Consider the following 17315-nt stretch of genomic DNA (forward strand, 5'->3'; position numbering starts at 1 on the left):
GCCGGATCGGAGGTGCGCGCGGTCGCGGTGGCGTCAGCGCGTGGGCTTGGCGATGTCCTCGGGAGGTGGTGCGAAGTGCCGGAAGAGCCTGCTCGTCTCGTTGGACAGCAGGCCGAAGATGCGGATCTTCAGCCACCGCCACGACCGGCGGCGCAGCAGGTGGGCGTCCTCGACGTCGATGCCGTACACCTGGTGGAGGTCGGCCTCGATGAGCGCCCACTGCTCGAGCAGGTCCGACCACGTCAGGTCGGCGAAGAGTCCTCCGCCGGTGTCTCGGCGGCGGCGGTCGACGTAGCCTTCCGGGCGCTCGTACCACTCGAAGAGGCCCGTGACCGGGTCTTGCTCGCCGCAGCCGATCCACTCTTCTTCGACTTCGGCTTCTTCGCCTTGGCGGCGGTGCGGCGGGCCTCCCGGTTCGGGCCCGCCACCTGCGTAGGGTCCCCCGCGGCCTTCCAGTATTCCGCGGCGGCGTCGAGCCCGTCGATGATCCACCGCACGGCGGTGATCGCCACGTGGCGGTGCCAGGGCCAGGTCACGCCGTCCTTGATGAGCTGCTCGTGGACGTCCCCGAGGCACATCTTGTAGAGGTCCAGCTCGTCGGCGTCGTCGAGCGCGGAGGTGTCCGGCTCGGCGCCGCCGGCGAGGAGGCCCACGGCCATGCCGGCCAACTGCTGGACCTTCAGCCCGACCTCGGCTGACGGTGCGGGGATGGTGTACTCGCGGACGCGCCCGTCGCCGCCCTTCACGGGCAGGGTGAGGGAGTCGTCGTGCAGCTCGGCGAGAGCTTCGAACCGGGCCATCAGGGCGCGATCGGGTTCGTGATCGGCGTCAGCGGCCCGGTGCCGGTGAACGTGGCCTCGACCTGGTCCAGCGCGGTGTACTCGCCGCCGGACGGGGCCCAGTTGACCAGTGCCTTGCCCTCGTACGCCTCGGGGAGCCCGTTGCGGTCCATGAACCGCAGGTGGACCTTCGAGTCGTCGCCGTAGGCGAAGAACGCGGTGCGGATCTTCTCGTGCACCGGGCTGTACGCGGTGTCGTCGGGGGTGTGCTTCCTGTTGAAGGTGGTGCTCACCTCCCACGCCTGGGCCGTCTTGGTGTTCTCCGTCCAGCCGTCCGTGTCGTACGACGTGGAGTCCTCGATGTTGGGCTCGGCGGTCCACTGGAACTCGGTCACCCCGGGGCAGAGTGCCCAGGACGGCGCCTCCGCCGTCCCCATGTTGATTTCCAGGCGCCAGCGGCGGGCGAGCGCGGTCTCGGTCGGCGTCGTCATGACGCGGCCCTCCTAGTCGGTCAGGTTCGGGCCGGGCCGCGTGGCCCGGAGGTAATAGTTCGCGGTCAGCTCGGTCCGGCCGTGGGTGTCCTGGCCGATTGGCACCTGCGAGGCGCGCCAGGACAGGGCGACGCGGACGCCGCCGAGCTGGTAGTGCTCGCGGCCGTGGAGGAGGTCGCGGATCTCGTCGGCGAGGTCCTCGAGGACGGTCGGGTCGCGGCCGGCGCGCAGGCGGATCTGCACGGCGGTGATGACGTCCGTCTGGCCGGTGTCCTCCACCGGGTACGGGGTCAGGCAGATGATCTTGTCGGGGCTGTCGGGGACGACGGCGATCGTGATGCCGGTCTGGTCGGGGCCGTACGTCCCGTCCGGGTCGTACACGCCGTGTCCGGCGTCGGCGATGAGCGCGGCGAGGCCCCGGAGGAGGTCGCTGGTGTAGCCCACCGGTCACCTCCCCGTGCGCGACGTGGGCCCGTAGACCGGGCCGGGAGGAGCGGGGGGATGGGGGTGGGGGTCAGCCGCGGAGCCAGCGGCGCAGCGGCACCGCGATCAGGCGCAGCACGACGTCGCGCTCCGAGTTCATCGGCAGCTCCAGGTACTTCGCGGAGCGGCCCGGCAGGTGCCGCCACGTCAGCTCCTCGTGCTGCCGCGCGGCGTACACCGTGTCGTACGTGACGATGCCGTTGAGCCCATCGACGTCCACCCACGAGGACCGTTCGAGCGTGCCCTCCTCCAGCGGCACCAGTTTCCGGGACTCGGCGAGGACGTGCTCCAGGCCGCGGCGCAGCCCTTCCGACTGCAGCCGCCGACCGCGCGTGGTCCACAGCCGGTCGCCGTTGAAGGTGAAGCGGGTGTACTGCGACACGTCAGCCCCCGGTCTACCGCATCTGCACCTCGAGGTGATCCGGCGTCGGGAGCCGGCCCCCGTCACGGCGGAGCGCCGCGATGACGGTCGTCGTCCGGCCCGTGGGCAGCCGTACGCGGGACTTCGCCGGGCACTCGGTGTCCGGGCGGCAGTACGCCGTCGAGGACGATGTCACCTCGTCGTCGTTCGGGCTGCGGACGAGCCGTGTCTGCTCGTCCACGAAGCACCGCACCTCCGCCGGCGCCGCGAAGCGCGGCCCGGTCGGGCCTTCGCCGAGCCACGCCTCCACCGTGATCGTGTGCTGCAGCAGCCATCCGGGGATCAGCACGAGGTCACCACCCCCAGGACGAAGATGCTCGGCGTCAGGTCCGGGCTGCGGAGCACGTCCCCAGCTTGCGGGGCGACTTGCCGCGCCGGGGGCCGCTGCCCACCGCCCCCGGCGCCGCCAGCCCCACCCGACAGGGACACCGACCCGATCGACACCGAGCCCCACCCCGCCGCGGCGGCCCCCGTGGAGTCGCCCAGCTCGCCCCACCATGCGACCTGAGCGCACACCGCGTCCCGGACTGACTCGCGCACCGTGCTGTTGCTGGGGTAGCCGTCCGGGTCAACGTCGTACCAGCAGTACCGGAGCACCTCCGCGTCGAGCATGCGGGAGGCGTCCCGCAGGAGCCGCTCGGCGTCCGCCGGCGCCGGCTGGCCGGTGTAGGCGGTGAGGTCGCCGGGCTGCGCGTAGACCCTCATCCCGGCCACCTCCTTTCAGGCCGAGGTGCCGACGATGACGACGTCGTACGTCACAGACGACCCGGCGCCGCTGTTGGCGACCTTCAGCAGGTCGGCGGTGCCTGCACCGACCGCGTACCCCGCGGCGTCCGCGGCCCCAGCGAAGGCCCCGAAGGACGCGCCGGGCCGGAGGGTGAGGGTGCCGGTGGAGTTGAGGAGGGCTGCCCACGGGGTCGCGGCAGCGGCGCCGATGACGACGCTGTTGGTGTTGCCGGCCGCCGCGGCGACGAACAGCCCTTTGATCTTGACGAAGGTGATGGTGCCGCCGAAGGCGTCCAGCAGGACGCCCGCGAGGTCGAGATCCTCCGTCGCCGACGCGGTCAGCGTGCGCCGGTCGTGGAAGACCTTGTCGGCCTGCCCGGCGGCGGTGCCCGAGCTGAGCTGTACCGCGCGCCGGAAGTTCAGCTCGTCCTGCGTTGTGGTGAGGTCCAGCGTCTTCGTCTGCTGGACCGTCGCGGCCATGCTGAGCGTGCTGGAGACAGTCATGCGTGCGACCTCCCCTTTCAGCTCGCGATGACGAGCGGCACCTGCCGCTTGAACGCCGGGGACGCGATCGTCGCCGGCGCCGTCGCGGTCAGCGAGCTGCCCGAGGTCTGGGACAGGTTGCCCTCGCCGGTCAGGACCGGCCGCGCGCCGGAGGACCCCACCAGCGTCGGCACGGTGCCCGCGGCGACCATCACGCCGACGTAGTAGACCCCGCTGCGGGTGACCTTCTGCGGGGTGGCCAGGGCCAGCGTCTTGACGGTGTCCGCCGACCAGGCGGTGCTCGTCTGGTCCGCGGACTGGGCCATGAGCGCGCCGGTCGGGCTGTAGAGCGCCGCCCAGTAGTTCGTCGGGGTGGCCGCGGCCGTTGCGCCGGAGATCACGGACAGGTTGGTGACCGTGTCGCCGTCGTTCAGCCACAGCGCGGCCAACGTCATCACGCCGGAGGTGAGCGCGGCGACGTCGTCGAGGCCGACGCGCGGGAGGTTCGCCCGGTGGAACACGCTGGGGCGGCCGGCGGTGTTGAGCCAGCCGAGGTCATCGCGGGGGTTGCCGCGGTACTGGCCGAGGAGGGTCACAGCCCGGCTCCCTTCGTGTCGTCGTCGGCCTGGCCGGCGGCGGGGTCATCGGTGGACTGCTTGGTGGCGAGGATGGCCTCGCGCTCCTTGGTGACCGTCTTGCGGTCCTTGCTCGCGGCCTCGGCGTCCAGGACGCGGCGGGCCTCGGTCTCGTCGACGTCGTCGCGCTGGAGGTAGGCGAGAACGTCCGGGGCCTGGTGGCCGCTCGGGTCGAACTCGCCTTCCTCGAGCGGGCCGCGCTGCGTCGGGGTGCCGGTGACCAGCTCCTGCACGCGCTCGGCCTCGGTCTTGTCGGGGGCCGGGGCGACGCCGTAGCCGTGGCGGCGGAAGTACTCGATGGCCGCTCGGCCCTCCTTCGTGGAGTCGTCAACGTAGCCGGTGCCCTTGTCGAAGCGGACGCCCACGGACTCGCCCGTGAAGGTCCGTACAGGCGCCTCGATCTGGTACTTCGTCACGTCGGTCACCGCACCTTCACGTTGCGCAGGACGCCGCACGCCTTGGTGTTGCGGAGCACGGCGGCGATCGGCCCCATCTCGACCTCACCGGTCTTGACGGCTCCGGACTGGGTGAAGTCCGGCAGCCACGTCTCGACCAGCGGCGAGCCGGCCATGCTCGCGCCGTGGAAGGCGTCCAGACCGATGCTCACGGCGTAGATGTCGGTCAGGCCCGTGATGACGCCGCCTGCGCCGCCGCCGTCCACGTCGGCGGAGCGGATGGGGATGATCGGGGCGGAGCCGTCGGCGCGGTCGCCGAGATCGACGAGGACGAAGTCCCCGTACCGCTCGACGAGGACGCCCAGGCTGTTGCGCTCGGAGGTGAACTGCGCGGCCCTCCGCGCCAGTGCCTTGATGCGGCTGATCGACTTGGTGTTGCCGAGGATCGCCTTCGTGCCCGCGGGGATGCTGCCGTCGGCTCCGCTGTCCCCGGACCCGGTCTGCGAGCCCATGATCCGAGACAGGAAGTCGTCGAAGGCGTCGAAGGCGCTCATCGCGAGGTCCTCGGAGTTCACCGTCGCCGGCGACCAGTCCAGGAACCCGGAGCTGATGCCCTCGTTGATCGGCAGATACTCCGTCGACTGGCCCACCAACGCCTTGTCGAGACCGTCGAAGCCGGTGTCGTCGACCGCGAGGTCCCCGAGGATCAGCTCCTGCTGAAACCGCGTCCGCACGGACGTCAGCTTCTGCGACATCTGGAACATGATCTCGTTGGTGGCCGCCGGGCCGAGGCGCGCCAGCTTGCGGTCGATGTTGAACGCGCCGCCGAGCGGGTGCAGATCGACCGTCTTGCGCTCACGGGACGCCTCGTTCGGCGCGTACTCCTCGTTGAAGCGGCGGAACGCCGCGGCGCTGGGGGTGAGAAGCCGGGTGTAGCCGTAGGTCAGCGCCCCGCCGCCGGTGCCCGGCGTCGCGGTGTCGTCCCACACCATGTTGTTGAGCAGCCACGAGTTGCGGCGCAGGTTGTCGATCACCGCGTAATCGATGTCCGCCTGCGTGTTGAGCTGCGCCTGAGCGAGCGTCACGGGCATGAGGTTCTCCTGATCAGGTCTGGTAGTGATCGCGGATCGCTCCCGCGAGCGAGCCGCTGCGGCGCTTCACGCCGCCTTCGCCGCTGCCGCCGGACAGGTCGCCGCCGGACCGGCCGGCCTTGCCCCCGCCGTAGCGCAGCGCCGGGTTCTTCTCCGCGGCGTCGGTGATGGCCTTCTTCAGCGCGGCCTTGAACGCCTTCGGGTCGGACGGGTCGAGGTTGTCGACCTCGTCGCAGAACCTGCGGGAGTCGAGGAGCTTGTCGCCATCGACACCCATGCCGTAGGCGGTGCGGATGACGGTCAGCTCGATGCGGGCGCTCGCAGCGTCCTCCTGGGCTGCCGTGGTGGTGCCCTGCGACTCCTTGAGCTGCTCCAGCAGCTTCGCCGGGTCGGGCTCCTCGTCCTCGTCCTTGACCAGGCCGAGAGCGACGCCGAGCTTCTTCACGAGGGCGCTCTCCGCCTCCTGGGCGGCCTGCTTCTTCGCCTCGGTACGGCTCTTCCCGGCCTCCCGGCGGGCGTCGGCGAGGTCCTTCTCCAGCCGCTTGATCGTGGCGTCGGCGTCATCCCCGCCAGCACGGCGCGGGGTGGGCTTCGGCTTTCCGCCGCGGTCCTCTCCGCCGTCGCCGCCTCCGTCGCCACCCTCGGATCCGTCTTCGTCTCCGCCGGCGTCACCGCCGCCGCTGGATCCGGAGCCGTCGCCGCCCTCGTCCCCGCCATCCGCGTAGAGGGCCGGGCTGAAAGGGCCGTGTCCGTAGGGGTGCGCCCACCCGGGCGCGAAGGTGGCGGAAAGCGCTGCGCGCCGGGTCCTGCCGGCGTGGCGCGGGAGGGTGTTCTTGGGCATGCGTGCACTCCTGGTGCGCGTCGAAGGGGGCGGCCGGCGCCCGGCCGTGCCGCGGTGAACAGGTGGGCGCGCGCCTGGCGCGCCCGTGAGTCCCGGCCCGCGCCCAGCGGGCCGAAGCTGTGGGTCAGCTCTTGTCGCGGCCGGCGGCAGAGAGCTTCTGGAACCGGGCCTTGCCGTGCTTGCGGCGGCCGATCCAGGCGGCGAGCGCGTCAGGGTCGCGGGCGCCGCGGGCGGCGAGCTTCACGGAGAGCTGGCGGAAGCGGGAACCGGTGCCGAGCGCGGCCATGAAGTCCTCCTGGATGCCGAAGAGACGGGCCAGGTGTGTCGGCGGGGGCCAGTACCTTCGAGGGATGAGCATCGAGAGCCGTGATGAGGAAACTCCCGAGAAATGCCCGCGCTGCGAAGAGCCGAAGTGCCAGCGATACGAGCGGCGAAGCCTCGGCTGGGGCGGGGGAACGAGCCCTTGGAAGAAGGTCGATGAGCCGCGGTGCCTGTCGTGCTCGCTCCAGGAGCTGCAGCAGTTCGAACGTGAGCAGGGCGGCCGTTAGCGCGCTGCGCGGGTCTGTTCTCTCCGCGGCGAGCGCCGCAGGTGCTCGTGCGCGGCCACGTGCGCGCGCATCTCCGCCTGCCAGTAGCGGACCTTCGCGCTAGCCGCGCGCCGCTCCGGGTCGGTCAGCGCGGCGGCATGCTGGCGCTTCCACCGGCGGATGTGCCGCTCGATCGCCCGTTGCCGCTGGACGTCCTCGTACGTCGTGCCCGGCGTCGGCGGCGCTTGGGGCCGGCGCGTCACGCCCGGCAGGTACGCGCTCAAGCTGTGCCGGCAGTTGGGATGGAAGAGCCCCGCGGCGCGGGCCTCAGCCAGCGTGCCGACGACGTGCACGGGCACGGTCGGCCGCCGGCGGTACAGCCCACCTGCGTCGGCGGCGTGCGGCTCGCGCACTGTACGAGGCCCCGGCAGTCCGGACAGCGCCAGGATCTCGCCTTCCCACGGGCGGCACAGCGGGCACTCCAGCGGGGCATCCGAGACGACGACGAGGCCGACACCGATCTCCGCGAGTGCGTCGATGTGGCCCTCCACCCCGGCCCGTGCGGTGACGGAACGGACGGCCATCTCCGCGTACGACGCCATGTCCCACGAGCGATCGGCGCGGTCCGTGAACCCGGTGATCCCGCGGGCGGCCAGCCGGTTGAGTGCGCGCTGCGACGCCTGCCGCCGTGTCTCAGTACCGAGGAGCGGCCCCGCGGCCACGCGCGTGACCACGTCCCGGAACACATCGGTGATCACCCTGGTGATCCGCGCGTACAGCGGGCGGCTGTCCGATGCCCATGAGGCGGCGAGCCGGTCCACCGCCGGCGCCCCGGGAAGCACCCGCCGCGCCTGAAGCTCCCGGCCGACGTCCAGGCCGCCGAGTTCGGCGACCGCCGCCTGCCGGCCCCGGTCGTACGCCTCCGTCAGAGCGCGGGCGACGGCGCCGTCCGCGTCCTGCTGGAGCGCGGCGGCGATGCGCTCGACAGCGGCGCGAAGGTCTCCGATCGAGCGGAGTTTGATCTCCGCCCACAGCGGGGACTCGATGCCTTCCGCGAGGGCGCGTCGGAGCCGGTCGAGAAGCGCGATCTCGGCGTCGTCATAGAGCGCCCGTACGGCGGCGGCAAGGTCCGCGGCGTCCTCGGGAGAGACCGGCATCGGCTACTCCTCCGCGCCCGCCCCCTCAAGCCCGGGGGGCGGCTTCTCGTTACCGGTCTCGAACGGGTCCGCCGTTGCCCGGCCGGACTCCTTGAGGATCCGGGCGACCTCCTGCTTCTGCCACGTCTCGTCCATGTCCGGGTTCAGCAGCGCGACCCGTACCTTCGTCGAGGCGGACTCGGCCCTGTTGAGGAGGTCGGCGGTCTCGGCGAGGGTCTTGATGTCGTCCTGGACGGAGTCCTGGAACTGCACGTCGGGCCGCTCGGGCTCGACGGCCTGGATACCCGGGAACAGGTCGCTCGCTTCCAGCAGGAGCAGCGCCTCAGTGATGTCCGCGATGCCGACGGCCTGCAGCTCCGCCTTCCTCGCCCGGGTGCTCATGGAGCGGGCGTTGCGGGCCTTGATCTCCGTCGCGGTCGCAGCCGGGCCCTCGGAGTCGTCGCCGAAGGTGCCGCCGGAGTAGCCGGCGGTCCGGACGACCTTCCCGACCAGTTCCTCGATCGTGGCCCGGTGCTCCTCGTGGCGGATGGCGAACTGGTTGAGGGTGATGCCCTTGTCGCCGGTGGGCGGGATGTTCATCTCCGCGAAGACCTCGCGGTCCTCGAAGCTCACACCCTGCCCCGGCCCGTTGCTCGTCAGGTACCCGGACGGGACGATGATCCGGGCCCGCGCGAGCCGTACGTCGCGCATCCAGCTCGTGTACGTCTCGTCGATCGCGCTGAGGAACCCCTCCGTGCCCTGGAAGTCCGAGGCCCCGAGGCCAGCGGCGCCGGGGATGTCCCGCCAGTCCCGCGCAATCATCGAGTTCGGGATGTACGCCGCGGCGAGCCGCTTCCCGATCGGCAGTTCCTGCTCAGCCACGAGCCCCTTCGTCTGCTCGAACGCTTCCATGCCGATGGGCTTGCCGAGGTTGTCGGGGGTGCCTTCGTACACCTCGTGGAGGATCACGCCGGGCTCGTGCCGCTCGACGTGGCGCACAACCTTCTCACCGTCGATCGACAGCACAGTCCAGAATGTGACCGCGCGCAGCCGGTCGCCGTGCGCGAACGTGGGGTGCGCGCCGTCCGCGTGCACCAGCGAGATCCACGGCCGGTCGGACACCTCGTCGTCCCAGACGATGCGCAGATACTCGCCGCCCAGCGCCGCGCATACCTCACCGCCGGCGATGAGCGTGCGCTTCAGCCCGAGGTCCATCAGCTCTTCGAGCCGCTCCTGTGTCTTCGTGTTCTCCGCCTTCAGCGTCGGCGGCTCGGAGAACAGCAGATCACTGCTTGTGCGTGCGATGTCCGCGGCGAGCGGCATGTGCAGCTTGGCGCGCTTCTCACCGAGCGGGGTGGGCTCGCCCCAGAACCAGCGGGCCAGCCTCCCGACCATGCCGCCGCGGTACTGCGACGGACGGTTCTGCGGGTGGCCGAACCTGCCGCCGTCCGTGCGGTTGCGGTACCGGTACGACAGACGATCCGGGTTCGCGGAGAACCAGGCGGACCAGTCCTCAAGGTCGGCGCGGATCGCGGGGTCGATCGGCGGCCACGCGGCGCCCTTCTCAGGCAGGGGCATCGTCTGCGGCCCCCTCGTCGTCCTCGGTGGGATGCTCGATCTCGTCGGCTGCGGCGCGCAGCATCTCAGCCACGGCGGCGCGTTCGAACGTCATCCGCCCGTCGCCGCTCACCGGAAGCTCTACCGATCCGATCTGAACCGGCTCCCAGGACAGGCCAAGGCGCATGAACACGGGCAGACTCGCCGCGCTGGCCATCACCGGCCGACCTTCACTCTGCACGTCATGCCGCTTCCTCCTGCTGCTCGGTGAGGCCGCGCCACTCATGCGCTGTGGAGTGCACGGCGTAGCGCAGTGCGTCCGCCGAGTGGTCGTCTTGCTTGAGCGGCTTGTCCTCCCCGCGCTCGGCCGCCGCTTCGTCCCAGGCGTAGCCGGGGAGTTCGCCCAGCAGTCCCGTGCACGAGCGGTGGATGCGAAGCAGCCCCGAGCCGAGCGCGACGCTGACGCTGCGGATGCCGTCGAGGACGTCGTTGACCGCCGGCGCGATGTTTGGGACCCGCTCCGTCCAGAGCTGGTTCATGAACGAGGCGGCGGACGGATCCACGAAGATCCATTCCGGGGTGACGCCCCGCGCGGTGGCCTTCTCTCCAGGCCGCCGCACGTTCGCGAGCCACTGCCGCAGCCCGTGGCTGTACTGCGCGTCGGTCATCTGCCGCAGGGCCTCCGCCGAGCTGTACCGGTACTCGCTGACCGCGTACAGCCCGTCGTCTTCCCCGAGGCCGAGTAGCACGGCGGAGAACGGGTTCACGGTGCCGTAGTCGATGCCGACCGCGATCCAGCGGCGCATGGCCGGCAGGGGGTCGACCACGTGTCGGGCCTCGTCGAACATGTCGTAGACGGCGCCGGAAGCGAGGCACCAGTCGCCGAGGATGAAGCGTCGGTACCACAGGCCGACGTACTGCTTCTTCAGCCTGGCAACGAACTGCGGCGCGAGCGACGGGTTGTCATCGAGTGTGAAATGCCACGAAGTGAGGCCGACCTCGGCGGCCTTGAGGATGAAGTCCTTCCTCAGCCAGTGGAACGGCCCGTCGGGGTTGGTCGTCGCGAGCAGCCGCGACTCGTTCCCGACACGGAGGCGGGAGAGGAGCATCATCCAGAACGGGCGCGGCAGCAGCGTCGCCTCGTCGACGTACGCCAGGGCGATCGTCGCGCCGCGGATCCGGCCTTCCGCCCGTGCGTCGGCAGCACCCACGAGGTGCACGGTGCGGCCAAGGATCGTCGCGGTCGTCGAGCCGGTGGTGTGGTGGACGTGCGCGGCGAACGGCCCGAATAGGTGCCTCGACTGCAGCGGGTCGAGGACGTTGCGCTCGATGGTCTGCAGGGTGCGGCCGACGATGACGACGAGCCCGTGATCCGGGGCGACGGTCAGCCGGATCAGGAAGGCAATCAGCGAGGCGATCGTCTTGCCGGAGGAGACCGCGCCGGACCACAGCGCTATCGGGGCGTCCTGCGTCTCGACGATGCTCGTAATCTGCTTGCGGGACAGCGGCAGGGCGAGGTCACGGAGCATCACCGTCCCCCTCGTCTGCGGGCTGCTCCTGGTCGCGTTGCTGGCGGTAGACCTCGGCGAGACCGGTCATGAGCTGGCCGACCATGGAGCGGGCCTCCTCGGCGCCGCCGTCGCTGCCGGTAGGAACCAGGCGCAGGGAGCGGTCGATCGCCATGCTCGCGGCACCCATCAGCGCCCGCTTGTCACCGGCCGGGAGGCTGTTGACCACCTTCTCGTTGTACGTATTGTCCCGGCCGCCGAAGTTGTAGATCACGCCGCCCTCGTGCACTTGTGCGGACAGGCGCAGCGCGTCGTCGGTGAGGGCCTCGGCGAGGATGACGCGCTTGTCCTCGAGGTCGGCCCGCCGCGCGCGGGTGGCTTCCTCGGTGGCGGTCCGATCGAAGCTCAGGCCGAGGTCCATCGCGATGAGCGAGATGGTGCGGCCGGAGCGCTGCAGACGGCGCGCGATCTCGTTGCGGGACAGCTTCTGTGCGTGGAGTTGGCGGACCTGCTCGCGGGTCTCGTCGGTGACCGGGCGCTGCTTAGGGTTCACAGGTCGCCTCCCGAGGCATGCCGATCCCCCTCGTCGCGCGGACGCGGGGTCTAGGAGAGATGAGGGGGCAGCTTTGTATCCGCATCGATGCGGGCGCCATCAAGTTGGTTCGCAGTCAGCTTCACCTGTGTGAGGTCTGCGCCTCGAAAATCGATGTCCTGCAACGTGGCACCGGTCAGGTCTAGCCCGTCCAGGTCTGCATCGCGCAGGTCTACGTCCGTCATGCTGCTGTAACGGAGATTCACGTCGTCCAGGTGGGCGTGCCGCAAGTCCACGTTGGTCATGGTCGTGTCGTCGAGTCTTGCCCCATCCAATCGTGCGTGACGCAGGTCGGCGCCACGCATCGTTGCCAATCCCAGGTCGGCCTCGACAAGGTCGGCAGAGCGAAGGGTTGTCGCGTCGAGGACTGCGCCACGGAGGTCCGCGCCCGTCAGCAGCGCGCCTCCCAGGTTCGTTTCACAAAGGTGCGAACCGCTGAGGTCGGCATCGGTGAGGTCGGCGCTGGTCAGGACCGCGCCGCACAGGTTCGCGTCGTTGAATGCAGCGCTTGCCGGTTCCCCCGTTTCACGGTCCCCAGGCTTGCTGAAGTAAGTTCGTGGCGTCAGGACGAGACTGAACCGCGGAAGCTGGACGCCGGTCAGGTCGAGCATGAAGGCTGCGTCGTAATCGGATTCGCGGGTGGCGAGCACGGTGAGGGCAGCGTCGACGTCCGCGGGGACATCCTCACCCATCGGAGGGCGCTTGCTGGCGTGGCTGCGGACGTAGGTGGCCAGCACGTTGGCAATGGTGGGCTGGTCGCGGTGAGAGTCCTGCATGATGCGTTGCAGGGCATAGATGCCGCCCAGTCGTACGTCTCGGTTGGCGTCTCCGAGGTTTTCCACCGCCGCGGTGTAGCGGTCAGTGATCTGTCCCTCCTTGATCAGCAGTCGCTCCTGGCGAGCCTGCTCGTTCGCTTGCCGCGTTTGGAGGTTGGAGTACCACAGCCCGCCAACGGCCGCGAGAGACGCGAGGAGGACCGAGCCCAATTCGATCCGTCGGGCCCAATCCAGGCCCTGCCTGCGCCGACGGGAGGGCCGACTTCGCGTGAACCGGGACGCGGCCCCGGTCCCGCCTCGGCGACCGCCCCGGGTGGTGCGGCGACGACGCAGCCGCGGGCGACCGGTCGTTGGAGGGGGCATACCGGTATCTGACAGCGCACCAAGCGGTACCTGGGAATCGCCGACCACTTTTCACCCGAAGGAGTGGCCCACAGGCTTACGAACGCTACCGGTCCGTGCGTGGCTTCGGGGTACCTGCGGAGGAGCTGGGTCCGGGCACACCGGACGTGGGGTCAGTGTGCGACATGATCGGCTGTGCGCGCAACTACCGCGACGGGTAAGCCGTCCTCGCGGTTCTCGACGGACTCCGGCTCGCCGTCGAGGCGCCGATGCCTCTGGTCAGTAGTCGCCGAGGACTTCCCGGCGTGCGGCGTCGGCCTTGCGGTTGAGGCGGTTGGTCATGGTGACGGCGGCGACGGTGGCGAGGAGGGCGTACACGACCAGCAGGGCCTGGGTGATGACGCTGACGATGTGGACGTTCTGGGTGGCGAGGGCGGTGCCGAGGACGATCCAGCCGCCGCTAAACCAGGCGAACCAGATCTTGAACTTCTCGACTCGGACGGCCTTCTGCACGTCGCTGTAGCTGGGCACACTGTCTCCCCGGGGTGAAGTGAGTGGGGGTGGGGGCAGTGTCCGTCACGCGGTTGGTTGCGGGTATGGGCCGTGTGGCTCAACCGCATCGTGGAATGTCAGAACGGCTTCGGAGGATGTAGGGAAGGCCGTCGGCTGTGGGCAACTCACCCGACGCAGAGGAAGCGGATGAAGGCGAGCTGCCGTACGGCGGGAGGGGTCGGCGAGGGTGCCACCGTGAGCGGATTCCGGCTAGAAGACCGTTCGGCCCTGCCCGCCACCCGGCGGGGGCGGCGGCCGCGGCGGCGTGCCCATACACGGTACCGGCCGTCTCCTCGCCGGCGTGTGCGCAGCCATCGCGATGGTTGGTCGCTGGCCAGCGGAGTGGTAACCGCGTTGAGCGTGGTCCCAGGTGACCCTGAAGTGAAGCTGTCCAGCGCGGCTTGTATCTCGTACTCGACACATGCTCTACTGATGGGCATGTCACCTCCCCGGCTGACGAAGCCGACTATCAGCGTGCTCGAGGTCCTGCTCGACGCCTCGACAGACGATCCCCCATGGGGGCTGCGGATCTGCCGCGATGCCGACTTGGGCTCGGGCACCGTCTACCCCATCCTCGCCCGGCTGCAGGAACGGGGCTGGGTGACGGCCCGCGATGAGAGCGCCCCACACCCCGGTCGGCCGCCCCGACTCTTCTACGAATTGACGAACACGGGGCGTGCCAACGCCCGCGCGGCACTCGAAGCACGGAAGGCTCGTCAACGACGAATACTGCGCCTCGCCGGAGGTAGCGCGAAGTGAGAGCCTGTATACGGTGGTTCAGGGGAATCGAACCGGTTCAGTTTTTCCGCTGGAACTGCCGTCTCATTATCCCGCTCGGCCTCGGTGTTAACTGCTTCCAAGTGAGAGCTCTGGCCCAGGAAGGAGCCACGGCGTTCGGGGTTGCTGGGCTTGTGCTCTCTACAGCCCCCCTGATGTGGGCGATCGTCTATAGGAAGCCGGCCATCGCATTCCTGGGTGCTGTTCAGGAGGAGCGGGCAAAGAGACAGCAGGCCCAGGCCGCCGCCCTCGCCGCTCGCAGATGCGGTGAAGCCGCCCTCTCCATCGCTGCTCGTCTAACGGCTGCCCAGTCTGAGGCCGAGGTGCAGGCGTCGTTGCCGGAGGCAGAGCGAGCGTTTCGGCGACTGGAGGCCCTCACCAACTTCGCAACCCGCGCGGCGGCGGATGTGGCCACCGCCTCCGCCATCGTGGATCAGATGCAACGTCGTCTCCCCCACAGGCGCATCCTCGCTCGTCTCGGAGGCCGGCCCGACGCAACCCTCGCCGACGGACTCATAACCCTGGCACTTCTGCTCGGCGGCTCGCGGGCCGCTGGTCTTCAGGACGCCTGGCGCGCCGACCTGGTGGACGTGCCGGAGGAAGGCACCGTACTGGGAAGAGGTGAGCGGCTGCACCACGCTCTCGGCATAGTGGTGGCGGCCGTCAAGCTCCGTCTTCATGGGTTTGCGGGCACATGGTGGCGGCCCGTGGACTGGGTTCTGTCCACACAGGAACGCACAAATACCCTAATCGCGCTCGCGGTAGGTGCGCACATCATCTATCTCAGCCACACTGCGGGGCTCGGGCAGGTGATCGCCGTCGACTGGCAGTCCCCCGTCGGTCTTGCAGCCGGACTGGTATGGCTCTCCAGTTGGCTGAAAAAGCGGCGTGGCATCGAGTTGGCTGACATCGACGACGACCAGCCGTAGTTAGGGAGGCCCTGGGCACCAGCCCTATTGTGGGCCGGAGATTGGTGCGTGGGCCCCGTCGGCGCCGGCGGCGCGGCGGGGCCCGCGGGGAGCGTGGGTCAGCTCCAGCCACCGAGAAAGTCGGAGTTGAGCTGCGCGATGCAGATGTTGTAGTCCCCGCTCGCGTGCGCCTTGTCCGTCTCCCCCTCGACAGTGACCGAGCAGTAGATGTCTCCTCCGCCCTGCAGTTGCGCGTATACGTGGAAGTACAAGGCGTCGTCATCGAGGGGCAGAGTGGTCTCGAAAGATCCTGACCACGTGCCCGAGCGGGAGTCGTTGTCGGAGCCGTAGGTGATGGAGATGCCGGCCGGGGCGTCGCCCCAGACCTTGAACTTGGCCTTGCTCTCGGGCTCCGGCTTCGGTTCCGGCTCGGGCTTGTCCTCCTCCGGCTGCTCCTTGGGCTTGTCCTCGGCGGGGGCTTCGGCCTTCTCCGTCTTCGGCTTGTCGGCCTTTTCGGGCGCGGCCGGCGCGGTGGTGGAGGTGTCGGCGGCGGCGGGCTTGTCGTCATCGGTGCCTCCTCCGCTCAGGGCTGCGGAGATGACGCTGATGACGACGATCAGGGCGACGACACCGAGGCAGCCGAAGCCGATGACCTTCCCCTTGTCGCGCTTCGGCGGAGGCGGCGGGGCGTAGCCCTGCGGCGGGTACGGCTGGTGTCCGTACGCCGGCGTGGGCTGATGTGGGTACCCGTAGCCGGGCTGTTCGGGTCTTCCGGGCTGCGGCGGGTGCGTCATGTGGTGATCCCCCCTGGTTCGTGTGGAGACGGGACTGTAGGTCGGGAAACTCCCGGGCGGAATGGGCCATTCGGCCCAGGTTGTCGGCGCGTGGGAGCGCGCGCCGTGCGTCGGCCAGGCGGTGTTCGGGTCTGCGTCGGACGTCTCGCTACCCGGAACCAGGTCGCGGAAGATGGAGGGCTACGGCGCCAAGCTCTCGTCCTTCAGAATCTGCGATCCGAGGAGCGCCCCGTAGTCCTCCTCGCTCAGTCCCTCGCAGTCGGCTGGCTTGCCCTTCACGCCGGGTGCCCGATCCGCCAGGGCCTGCGCGCATCGCTCGGCGATCTCCTCGTAGCTGGGCTCGTCCGAGCAGCCGGTACCAGCGAGCAGGAACGCAGCGGCGAGAGTGGTGGTGAGGATGCGGACGCGCATGGTTCCCCCCGGAGGCGTGGGCGTCGCCGGGAGCGTAGCGGCGTGGGTGGTTGCAGAGGGTGGGCCGAACGGTCCATACACGGTGCTGGCGACGCCGGGCGCGGGGAAGGCCATGCGGCACCGCACGAGAGGGCGTTACCGTCCAGCCCTTCGATCAGGACGAGTCGCCAGGGTCGCACGGGCCCGGAGGCAGAGGCGGCGGGACCCGTTGGGGTTTGCGTGCTGATCAACTTCGCGAGGGAGCAGATCCGTGATCTCTCGGCAGCGTTTCAACAGGCAGGTAGCACGGTGCTCAGCCTCAATGCCCCTCCCTTCCACTGTGGCATGCCTCACACGATTATCTACCCGCGAGCGTAAGCCTTAGGGTGACCCTCGGTGGCGCAGCCGATACGGCCTCTGGTCCCAACTCCCGTACGGGACACGGATATCCAGCCCCGTCCGGGGACCTGGGATAGGAGCATCCAGAGAGGCAGGTATGGGAGCACCACCACCGGAAGCGAACGAGCAGGCTCCAGCCGAGCAGCCGAGGGGTTGGCGGCGGTGGGCGAAACAGTTGGGAGCGGTGGCCGTGGCCGCCGCAATCGGCGAAGTAGCCCGTCAAGGGGTGCGCGCCGTCCTCAGTGAGGACGGCGGCACCGACCAGGAGTAGCGACAGCACGCTTCCTCAGCCTCCTCGGCGGTGGCAGCCGTCGAGGAGGCATCCAGCACCTCGCAACATGCAGGAGTCACCTGTATGTCGGGACGAGACACTGCACCATCGAACGAATATTCGTCGAATGGATTGCTAGTCCGCCGCCCACTTTCACTTACACCGTTCGATGATGCAAGTGCGATGTTGTTAAACCGCACGGAAGCGCGACGGCGAACACCTCTCCGTAGGGCAGCCGAGGGGCGCAGCCGCCTTCAGCTCTCCGGCTTGCTCGTACCCTCGTCCGGCTGATCGCCACCCTTGTCCGGCGCCGAGGGGTAGTAGCCGCCACGGGCAGAGTCGTACTCGGTGCCGGCTCGACTGTCGCTGGTGCCGGGGCGGGCGTCCTGGCGTGTGGGCATGGGGCGCAGTGCCACGATGTGGGCTCCTGTCTCGTGTCGT

At 69.8% G+C, this 17315-nt stretch carries 26 protein-coding genes; 3 read left to right on the forward strand and 23 right to left on the reverse strand.

Annotation, left to right across the window (positions count from 1 at the left end):
• Nucleotides 1–33: 33 nt before the first annotated feature.
• The 13 genes from DMB38_RS12725 to DMB38_RS12785 form a co-directional block, all read right to left on the reverse strand.
• Nucleotides 34–189, reverse strand: a complete 156-nt coding sequence (locus tag DMB38_RS12725; protein ID WP_206337685.1) for a hypothetical protein — start codon at nt 187–189, stop codon at nt 34–36.
• A gap of 53 nt (nt 190–242) precedes the next feature.
• On the reverse strand, nt 243–800 hold the full coding sequence (locus DMB38_RS12730) for a hypothetical protein (RefSeq protein WP_125935278.1): 558 nt from the start codon (nt 798–800) through the stop codon (nt 243–245).
• The gene (locus tag DMB38_RS12735) at nt 800–1270 is read right to left on the reverse strand and encodes a phage tail tube protein (RefSeq protein ID WP_125935279.1); all 471 of its coding nucleotides are present in this window, start codon (nt 1268–1270) and stop codon (nt 800–802) included. Before DMB38_RS12735 ends, DMB38_RS12730 begins: the two co-directional genes overlap by 1 nt.
• 12 nt (nt 1271–1282) lie before the next feature.
• A complete protein-coding gene (locus tag DMB38_RS12740; protein WP_125935280.1) occupies nt 1283–1714 on the reverse strand; it encodes a minor capsid protein in 432 nt (143 codons plus the stop codon).
• Nucleotides 1715–1784: 70 nt separating this feature from the next.
• Nucleotides 1785–2135, reverse strand: a complete 351-nt coding sequence (locus tag DMB38_RS12745) for a hypothetical protein (protein ID WP_206337686.1) — start codon at nt 2133–2135, stop codon at nt 1785–1787.
• A gap of 13 nt (nt 2136–2148) precedes the next feature.
• Complete coding sequence (locus DMB38_RS12750; RefSeq protein ID WP_125935281.1) at nt 2149–2463, reverse strand: hypothetical protein; 315 nt, start codon at nt 2461–2463, stop codon at nt 2149–2151.
• Nucleotides 2457–2879 (reverse strand): hypothetical protein, encoded by a 423-nt coding sequence (locus tag DMB38_RS12755; RefSeq protein ID WP_125935282.1) that lies wholly within the window; start codon nt 2877–2879, stop codon nt 2457–2459. The genes DMB38_RS12750 and DMB38_RS12755 overlap by 7 nt, the downstream gene beginning before the upstream one ends.
• 15 nt (nt 2880–2894) lie before the next feature.
• A complete protein-coding gene (locus DMB38_RS12760) occupies nt 2895–3404 on the reverse strand; it encodes a hypothetical protein (RefSeq protein WP_125935283.1) in 510 nt (169 codons plus the stop codon).
• Nucleotides 3405–3421: 17 nt separating this feature from the next.
• The gene (locus tag DMB38_RS12765) at nt 3422–3979 is read right to left on the reverse strand and encodes a hypothetical protein (RefSeq protein WP_125935284.1); all 558 of its coding nucleotides are present in this window, start codon (nt 3977–3979) and stop codon (nt 3422–3424) included.
• Entirely contained in the window at nt 3976–4443 is a 468-nt protein-coding gene (locus tag DMB38_RS12770; protein WP_125935285.1) for a hypothetical protein, read from the reverse strand. The genes DMB38_RS12765 and DMB38_RS12770 overlap by 4 nt, the downstream gene beginning before the upstream one ends.
• Nucleotides 4440–5504: a major capsid protein gene (locus DMB38_RS12775; protein ID WP_125935286.1), complete on the reverse strand. Its 1065-nt coding sequence runs from the start codon at nt 5502–5504 to the stop codon at nt 4440–4442. Before DMB38_RS12775 ends, DMB38_RS12770 begins: the two co-directional genes overlap by 4 nt.
• Nucleotides 5505–5517: 13 nt before the next feature.
• Complete coding sequence (locus DMB38_RS12780) at nt 5518–6345, reverse strand: hypothetical protein (RefSeq protein ID WP_125935287.1); 828 nt, start codon at nt 6343–6345, stop codon at nt 5518–5520.
• A 124-nt stretch (nt 6346–6469) separates the two neighbouring features.
• Nucleotides 6470–6703 (reverse strand): hypothetical protein, encoded by a 234-nt coding sequence (locus DMB38_RS12785; protein ID WP_125935288.1) that lies wholly within the window; start codon nt 6701–6703, stop codon nt 6470–6472.
• On the opposite strand from DMB38_RS12785, the gene DMB38_RS12790 reads away from it, so the two are divergent.
• Nucleotides 6696–6893: a hypothetical protein gene (locus DMB38_RS12790; RefSeq protein WP_125935289.1), complete on the forward strand. Its 198-nt coding sequence runs from the start codon at nt 6696–6698 to the stop codon at nt 6891–6893. The two genes, DMB38_RS12785 and DMB38_RS12790, sit on opposite strands and share 8 nt — an antisense overlap.
• On the opposite strand, the gene DMB38_RS12795 is transcribed toward DMB38_RS12790, so the two are convergent.
• The 7 genes from DMB38_RS12795 to DMB38_RS12825 form a co-directional block, all read right to left on the reverse strand.
• The gene (locus DMB38_RS12795; RefSeq protein ID WP_125935290.1) at nt 6890–8029 is read right to left on the reverse strand and encodes a phage minor capsid protein; all 1140 of its coding nucleotides are present in this window, start codon (nt 8027–8029) and stop codon (nt 6890–6892) included. The two genes, DMB38_RS12790 and DMB38_RS12795, sit on opposite strands and share 4 nt — an antisense overlap.
• 3 nt (nt 8030–8032) lie before the next feature.
• Nucleotides 8033–9586 (reverse strand): phage portal protein, encoded by a 1554-nt coding sequence (locus DMB38_RS12800; RefSeq protein ID WP_125935291.1) that lies wholly within the window; start codon nt 9584–9586, stop codon nt 8033–8035.
• A complete protein-coding gene (locus tag DMB38_RS12805; protein WP_125935292.1) occupies nt 9573–9782 on the reverse strand; it encodes a hypothetical protein in 210 nt (69 codons plus the stop codon). The genes DMB38_RS12800 and DMB38_RS12805 overlap by 14 nt, the downstream gene beginning before the upstream one ends.
• A 25-nt stretch (nt 9783–9807) precedes the next feature.
• Nucleotides 9808–11094, reverse strand: a complete 1287-nt coding sequence (locus tag DMB38_RS12810) for a PBSX family phage terminase large subunit (RefSeq protein ID WP_125935293.1) — start codon at nt 11092–11094, stop codon at nt 9808–9810.
• On the reverse strand, nt 11084–11626 hold the full coding sequence (locus DMB38_RS12815) for a helix-turn-helix domain-containing protein (protein ID WP_125935294.1): 543 nt from the start codon (nt 11624–11626) through the stop codon (nt 11084–11086). Before DMB38_RS12815 ends, DMB38_RS12810 begins: the two co-directional genes overlap by 11 nt.
• 50 nt (nt 11627–11676) lie before the next feature.
• Nucleotides 11677–12651 (reverse strand): pentapeptide repeat-containing protein, encoded by a 975-nt coding sequence (locus DMB38_RS12820; RefSeq protein ID WP_164715968.1) that lies wholly within the window; start codon nt 12649–12651, stop codon nt 11677–11679.
• 411 nt (nt 12652–13062) lie between these two features.
• Nucleotides 13063–13314 (reverse strand): hypothetical protein, encoded by a 252-nt coding sequence (locus tag DMB38_RS12825; protein ID WP_125935296.1) that lies wholly within the window; start codon nt 13312–13314, stop codon nt 13063–13065.
• Between the two features lie 459 nt (nt 13315–13773).
• Here DMB38_RS12825 and DMB38_RS12830 point away from each other — a divergent pair, with 459 nt between their 5' ends.
• Nucleotides 13774–14094 carry a helix-turn-helix transcriptional regulator gene (locus DMB38_RS12830; RefSeq protein ID WP_125938989.1) on the forward strand — a complete coding sequence of 107 codons (321 nt, stop codon included), beginning with the start codon at nt 13774–13776 and terminating at the stop codon, nt 14092–14094.
• A 173-nt stretch (nt 14095–14267) separates the two neighbouring features.
• Nucleotides 14268–15041 carry a hypothetical protein gene (locus tag DMB38_RS12835; protein WP_125935297.1) on the forward strand — a complete coding sequence of 258 codons (774 nt, stop codon included), beginning with the start codon at nt 14268–14270 and terminating at the stop codon, nt 15039–15041.
• A 98-nt stretch (nt 15042–15139) separates the two neighbouring features.
• Here DMB38_RS12835 and DMB38_RS36810 read toward each other — a convergent pair whose 3' ends face one another.
• The 3 genes from DMB38_RS36810 to DMB38_RS36080 form a co-directional block, all read right to left on the reverse strand.
• Complete coding sequence (locus DMB38_RS36810; protein ID WP_240662158.1) at nt 15140–15814, reverse strand: hypothetical protein; 675 nt, start codon at nt 15812–15814, stop codon at nt 15140–15142.
• A gap of 180 nt (nt 15815–15994) precedes the next feature.
• The gene (locus tag DMB38_RS12845; protein ID WP_125935298.1) at nt 15995–16225 is read right to left on the reverse strand and encodes a hypothetical protein; all 231 of its coding nucleotides are present in this window, start codon (nt 16223–16225) and stop codon (nt 15995–15997) included.
• Nucleotides 16226–17128: 903 nt separating this feature from the next.
• On the reverse strand, nt 17129–17290 hold the full coding sequence (locus tag DMB38_RS36080; protein ID WP_164715969.1) for a hypothetical protein: 162 nt from the start codon (nt 17288–17290) through the stop codon (nt 17129–17131).
• Nucleotides 17291–17315: the final 25 nt, after the last annotated feature.

The sequence above is a fragment of the Streptomyces sp. WAC 06738 genome (genome assembly GCF_003945505.1).
Taxonomy (GTDB): domain Bacteria; phylum Actinomycetota; class Actinomycetes; order Streptomycetales; family Streptomycetaceae; genus Streptomyces.

Excerpts from the sequence above, each read along its gene's own strand:
- DMB38_RS12730 (WP_125935278.1), bottom strand. The coding sequence starts at position 800 with ATGGCCCGGTTCGAAGCTCTCGCCGAGCTGCACGACGACTCCCTCACC.
- DMB38_RS12735 (WP_125935279.1), bottom strand. The coding sequence starts at position 1,270 with ATGACGACGCCGACCGAGACCGCGCTCGCCCGCCGCTGGCGCCTGGAA.
- DMB38_RS12755 (WP_125935282.1), bottom strand. The coding sequence starts at position 2,879 with ATGAGGGTCTACGCGCAGCCCGGCGACCTCACCGCCTACACCGGCCAG.
- DMB38_RS12760 (WP_125935283.1), bottom strand. The coding sequence starts at position 3,404 with ATGACTGTCTCCAGCACGCTCAGCATGGCCGCGACGGTCCAGCAGACG.
- DMB38_RS12775 (WP_125935286.1), bottom strand. The coding sequence starts at position 5,504 with ATGCCCGTGACGCTCGCTCAGGCGCAGCTCAACACGCAGGCGGACATC.
- DMB38_RS12780 (WP_125935287.1), bottom strand. The coding sequence starts at position 6,345 with ATGCCCAAGAACACCCTCCCGCGCCACGCCGGCAGGACCCGGCGCGCA.
- DMB38_RS12790 (WP_125935289.1), top strand. The coding sequence starts at position 6,696 with ATGAGCATCGAGAGCCGTGATGAGGAAACTCCCGAGAAATGCCCGCGC.
- DMB38_RS12785 (WP_125935288.1), bottom strand. The coding sequence starts at position 6,703 with ATGCTCATCCCTCGAAGGTACTGGCCCCCGCCGACACACCTGGCCCGT.
- DMB38_RS12795 (WP_125935290.1), bottom strand. The coding sequence starts at position 8,029 with ATGCCGGTCTCTCCCGAGGACGCCGCGGACCTTGCCGCCGCCGTACGG.
- DMB38_RS12800 (WP_125935291.1), bottom strand. The coding sequence starts at position 9,586 with ATGCCCCTGCCTGAGAAGGGCGCCGCGTGGCCGCCGATCGACCCCGCG.
- DMB38_RS12805 (WP_125935292.1), bottom strand. The coding sequence starts at position 9,782 with ATGGCCAGCGCGGCGAGTCTGCCCGTGTTCATGCGCCTTGGCCTGTCC.
- DMB38_RS12810 (WP_125935293.1), bottom strand. The coding sequence starts at position 11,094 with ATGCTCCGTGACCTCGCCCTGCCGCTGTCCCGCAAGCAGATTACGAGC.
- DMB38_RS12830 (WP_125938989.1), top strand. The coding sequence starts at position 13,774 with ATGTCACCTCCCCGGCTGACGAAGCCGACTATCAGCGTGCTCGAGGTC.
- DMB38_RS12835 (WP_125935297.1), top strand. The coding sequence starts at position 14,268 with ATGTGGGCGATCGTCTATAGGAAGCCGGCCATCGCATTCCTGGGTGCT.
- DMB38_RS36810 (WP_240662158.1), bottom strand. The coding sequence starts at position 15,814 with ATGACGCACCCGCCGCAGCCCGGAAGACCCGAACAGCCCGGCTACGGG.
- DMB38_RS12845 (WP_125935298.1), bottom strand. The coding sequence starts at position 16,225 with ATGCGCGTCCGCATCCTCACCACCACTCTCGCCGCTGCGTTCCTGCTC.